We start from the raw sequence: 5,934 nt of genomic DNA on the forward strand, positions 1-5,934 counted from the left end.
GCAAGCATATAATGTTACCATTTATAATTAACGCGATCGATTATTAAACATCGATTAACTTAGAAATTGCCGTCATAAAATCTTGTTCGACATAAGGCTTGATAAAATAGTCAACTGCCCCTAAATGAGCGGCAAATTGGCGATGTTTGTTATTGCTGCGAGAAGTCAACATCACCACTGGGACGTGAGAAATCGTCCGGTCTTGACGATAGATATTTAGGAATTCAAAGCCATTCATATTCGGCATCTCCACGTCACAAATTGCCAATTTAATTTCGCTGACTTTTTGGCGCAAGATTTGCAGTGCTTCTTGACCATCTTTAGCGGGAATAGTGCGATAGCCAAATTTTTCGAGGGAAAGACATAAACTTTGACGGGTAGTAATAGAGTCATCGATGACCAAGATCGACGGCATTGAATCGGACACTGGTGCTGGTACCGCTGCTGTTGTCACTAGCGGCTGCGGCTGTTCGACCAAGACGCGGATCAAGGTGTGTGGATCGAGTACGGGGATGATCTCGCCATCCCCCAAAATCGTACAGCCATAGCTATAGCTCGGTGGCGAGATCGATGTCCCGAAAGGGGCGATCGTCAGCTCTTGCTCGGTAATCATCCGATCGATCTGGAGCGCGACAATCCGGTCGCCTCTGCGGATCAAAAACAGGGGCGCCAACCAGTCAGCAGGGTTGTGAGCGCTACTCTTGAGTGTGAGCGAAATCGTCCGTTCGGGGACGGGGATCGAGTAGGTGAGCAGATCGGCGAGGTTGTAGACTGGAATCGTCAGATCGTGCCACTGGCAAAAAGACTGCCGATCTCGCTCGAACATTTGCGCGGGAGTAGGAACGACAATTTTTTGGATACTATCTGCCGGGAAGGCATAAACAGCATTACCGACTTGACAAATCATCAATTGGGCGATCGTCAGCGTCAGGGGAATCCGCAGCGTAAAAGTAGTGCCGCGTCCGAGTTGGGAGTCGATCGAGATCGATCCTTTAATCGACTGGATTTGGGCTTTGACAATATCCAATCCCATCCCCCGCCCCGATAATTTGGTAATCCGCTCGGTAGTAGAAAAACCCGGTACGAATAATAAATCTAACAATTGCTCTCGCGTCGCGTCAACTGCGGCGGCGGGTGTCAATATTTGCCGCGCGATCGCTCTAGTGCGAATGGCATTAATGTCGATGCCCCGACCATCATCTGTAATATCGATAACAGTCTGACTGCCCTGATGATAGGCATCGATGGCGATCGCGCCGCGTTCGGACTTACCAGCAGCTTGACGGGCTTCACGGGAGTCGATCCCGTGATCGAAAGCATTACGGAGGAGATGCACTAGCGGGTCGAATAGTTTGTCGATGGCGGCGCGATCGACTAGTACTCCAGCTCCGGTAATTTTGAGGTCTACTGGTTTGTCAAATTCGACTGACAAATCGTGGAGGGTGCGGGGGAAGCGATTGAGAATTTCACCCAAGGGCAACATCCGCGACCACATCAGGTCGTCCCGCAGATGTGACAGGAGCTGTTTTTGGCGATCGATTTGGCGGTGGGATTGGGTGACAAATAGGGAGAGATCTTCGATCTGTTCTTCAATTTGCGCCAGTTGCTCGATGGTGGCTTGCGCGATCGTCTGCACTTCACTATAACGATCGAGTTCTAGGACATCAAATTCCTGACCGAGACTGGGTGGCGATGACATCGACTCACGCGGCGGCTGTGGAGCGGCACTACTCAGCGTATCGGCAATTTGTCTGAGTCTGTCGCTAATAGTCTGAAAATTTGCACATTTGGATCTGAGTCGCCCTAACGTATCCCCAAATTGCTCGTTAGATAGCGCCAAGCCATGCCGCTCGATCGCCAGTTCGCCCATGACATTATTCATCCGCTCCAACCGATCGAGTCCCACCCGTACCGATAATTGGGGCATCGGCGTACCGATCGCTTTCCGCGATTTTTGGTTGAGCCGTGCTGGCTTAATTGCCGTTGCTGGCGGCGCAAATGTCGAGAGTGTCAGCGGTGCAAACTTGTCGAAATTGCTAGTAATCTCGGCAATATGGCGATCGAGATCTTTTAGTTCGACTGCCGCATTCGCCCGTGATACACTCGCTGGCAGTGGTGGCTCGAAGAGATCGACTAAATCGAAATCTCCCTCGTCGGTTGGTAAATAAACCGCAATTTGTGGCTCCAGCGATCTACTCTGACAAGGCGTGTCGAAGATCTCAACCAGATCGTAGCTCAAATTGGCGCGATCGTCGGTGGATCTCTGGATGACAGCGGCGATCGAGACATCAAAAATATCTACTAAGTCATAACTCAAACTTGCTGTCTGTTCGATAACTAGTGCCGATCGCACCTCAGTCGAGACAGACTCAACTTCCGCCGCGCTCGGTAATAGTGCTTCCCATCCGAGCGACTTAAATTCGGTAGGTACCGCGCTCCAAGTTGGCGCATCAAAGACATCTGCGAGATCGAATAAGTCCCGCGCGACCTCAACTTGGTCTACTCCAGCGGCTACTGCTTCAGCCCCCTCCCGCTGTGCTGTGGGTAGCTCGGCGATTAAAAATGCAAAACCGGGAGAGATCGCGCCACAACGGTCGCGATCGCCAGTCAGCGCCGCTGTCAGAGCCGCATAAAAATCTACTAAGGCAAAACAACAAATTTCTCTCGCCCGGTCGGGATGACGATCTAAAGCCGCGATCGTCGCCTGAGCGAGTACGCCAAATCCAGGCGTATCAGTCAGACTGGCAATTCCTGTAAATACCTCTGATTGAGCGCGGAACTCTCCGACTACGATCCGATCGCATTCGGGATCGAGGAGGACGCGTTCGAGTCTGGCTAAACTCTGAGCGATATCCACTTCAAAAATTGATTGCGTCAGATCGACTCCGAGTAAGCGATTGTCAGGAATTTTTTGACCAGCAATCACAAAATGGCCGATCTCTTCATCCAGATCGGCCAAAATAATTTGCGTGCTCGTATGAAATCCGGCAAGTAATTGCTCGCCATTAATTTCAGCGGTAACGAGTTGATTTAGACAGTCGTAGATCCGAAATAAAAGTCGATCCAAATTGCTATCGAAAGGTAAATCTGGATGATTGAGCACCCGAAAGATATCTTCGATTTGATGAGCGAGATCGGCAATTGCCTCTAAACCCAAACTTGCCGCCCCACCTTTGATCGAGTGTGCCGCCCGCAATAAATTATCTACTTTAGTCGCACTGCGATCGATACTCAATGTCACGAGTTCTGTTTCGATCTGCTGCAACATCTTGGGTACTTCCAAGCTAAAGAGCTGATAAACTCGATCTCGTAATTCAGGGTCGATGTACATGGGAGGTAGTGGATAGTGGATAGTGGATAGTGGATAGTGGATAGCAACAAGATCTGATGATTGGATTAAAATATAGGCTTAAGTAAGTTAAGAATGAAAGTTGTTTATTGCTTTAGTTTTTTTCTTCACCATTCACCATTCACCATTCACTATTCACTATCCACTATTCACCATTCACTATTTACTCAATCTTAAACTGACCGACATTCTTCTGTAGCTCTTGAGCGAGCTGAAGGAGATCTTGGAATGAAGCTTGAACGTTATCGGCGCGGAGTGAAGTTTTCTGGGAAATATCGGCGACTCGATCGATGCTTTGGGTCACTTGGGCGGAACTTTCGGACTGGAGGAGTGCCGCCTGGGCGATCGATTCGACTAGTTCGCCGATTTTGAGACTGATGGCGGTAATTCGGTTGAGACTCGATCGAGTTTCATCGACTAATTTTGTCCCGATCACTACTTGCTCGGTGCCTGCTTCCATTGCCATGACGACTTCACTCGTCTGCGCTTGGATGCTGGCGACGAGATTTTCGATTTCACCCGTAGCGGCGGCAGATTGGCGCGCTAGGGAGCGCACTTCTTCGGCGACGACTGCAAAGCCGCGTCCTTCTTCACCCGCGCGGGCTGCCTCAATACTGGCATTGAGTGCGAGCAGGTTGGTTTGAGCGGCAAAGCTACCGATCAGATTGACAACTTTGGAGATCTTTTGAGAAGATTCACCGAGTCGCTTGACTTTTTTGGCGGTTTCGGCAACTGTATTCCGAATTGTCAGAATCCCTTCGACGGCTAGATTCATCGCGGCGTCTCCAGCTTGGACTAGTTCCGCCGATTCCATCACCGCTGACTCGGCAATCAGGGCATTGTTGACGACTAGATCGATCGAGCCGGACATATCGCGCAGGCGACTCAGTGCCAACCCAATGTCTTCAGACTGTTGGAGGGCTTCGATCGAGAGTTCGGCTACCGAAATCTCATTGATCGTGGCGGTAGTCACTACTTCTTGGGAGACGCTGCGGACGCTATTGACTAAACCCCGCAGGCTCTGTACCGTCGAATTGTAGGAATCGGCGATCGTCCCGATTTCATCTTCGGTGACATGGGCGCGGAGCGTCAGATCGCCTTGAGAGATCCGATCGACTTGCAGCAGCAAATCCCAGGCGTGTTTTTGGAGTGTCTGGCGGGCAGCTTCTTGACTGGCGGCATATGCCGACTGTTGGAAATTTGCCAGTTCCAATTGCCCGACAAGCTGTGCTTGGCTGAGGGCGACCCCGACTTGCGCGGCGATCTGGACGAGCAGATCGATCTCGGACTTTTGCCAGCGGCGCTCCTGCTGACACATAGTGCCGCTAAAGATTGCGAAAAATTTATTGTTGACGATAATCGGGGTGGTAAAGATCGACTTAATGTGCATGTTGCGCAACTGAGCGTTGAGCGCTGCACTCAAGTTAGAATTCTGAAGATTGTCAACTTGAATGTACGAGCCTTCGACATAACCTTGACCCAGGACTTCAAACATAAAGTCTGCCGGGATCGTCGCCCCCAGGATCGAAAATTCTGGCGATATCACCGATTCAGCAATAATTTTCCCCTCACCTTCCCCGTTGCTATCGACAATCAGAATACTGGCTCGATCGAGTCCTAGCGCCTCACGCATTTCGGGCAACGCCATATTTAGAATCTCGGCTTCATCCATCGATTGTCGCAGTTTGAGGGTAATCTCGGAGATTAATTGCGACCTTTTGGCGGCGGCTTCGCGTTGTTCGATCAGTAAGGCTTGGTTGAGTGCGAGGGCAAGTTGAGTCGCCAACTGGTTGAATAAATTAATTTCATCGGGTTGCCACGCGCGCGGTGCTCGACATTCATGTCCGATTAGTAGTCCAAATAAGTGCCCGTCAAGCGAAATCGGTACGACCAAATTTGCCCGCACTTGGATCTGTTCGAGCATCTGGATATGGCATGGTGTCAACCCCGCCTCATAAATATCCGCAAATGCCGTTATCTTGCCGCGCTCGTAGCCAGCATCTTTAATACAACAATCATCAAACGTAGTGCCCAGCAGCGCCAGTTTGTCTAGAGCGACTGATTCGGCAGTAATCAGACCTTTAAAATCTGCATCTAACTCGAAAATGACAGCTCGATCGAGATCCAAGGCATAGCGGACTAGTTCGACGGCGGTATTGAGTACATCCTGCCGTTTGAGCGATTGCCGCAGTTGTAGGGTGAAATTGGAAATAATCTGCAATTTACGCGCATCATCTTCTCTTTGGGCAAAGAGTTGCGCCTGATTTAAGACCAGTCCGACTTGAACGGCAATCTGCGCGAGTGTTTCGAGGAGTTCTGGCTTCCAATTACGCGTCGCGTGACACATATCGCCAACGATTAGCCCCGCCAATTTATTGTTGACTAAAATTGGGATCGAGACACTTGCCCGCACTTGTAAACGTTGCAGATTGGCGATTTGGACACCTGTGAACCTCGCTCGTTCGATATCGGCGATCGTCGAAATCTGACCCTTGCCGTAACTTAATATTTGCTGGCGATCGAATAACGACCGATCGAGTACTTCACCTAAAATCGATAAAGTGCCAGGAGCGACTGCTTCAGCA

Annotated in this window: 2 protein-coding genes; both read right to left on the minus strand. The window is 50.2% G+C overall.

Features of this window, described 5'->3' with window-relative positions:
• Positions 1-43: 43 nt before the first annotated feature.
• Positions 44-3,331: a response regulator gene (locus RMO35_RS12850; protein WP_309741684.1), complete on the minus strand. Its 3,288-nt coding sequence runs from the start codon at positions 3,329-3,331 to the stop codon at positions 44-46.
• A gap of 181 nt (positions 3,332-3,512) precedes the next feature.
• Positions 3,513-5,934: methyl-accepting chemotaxis protein (locus tag RMO35_RS12855; protein WP_309741685.1), on the minus strand; the 2,422-nt coding region annotated here is incomplete at its 5' end.

The sequence above is a fragment of the Chamaesiphon sp. OTE_20_metabat_361 genome (assembly GCF_031364565.1).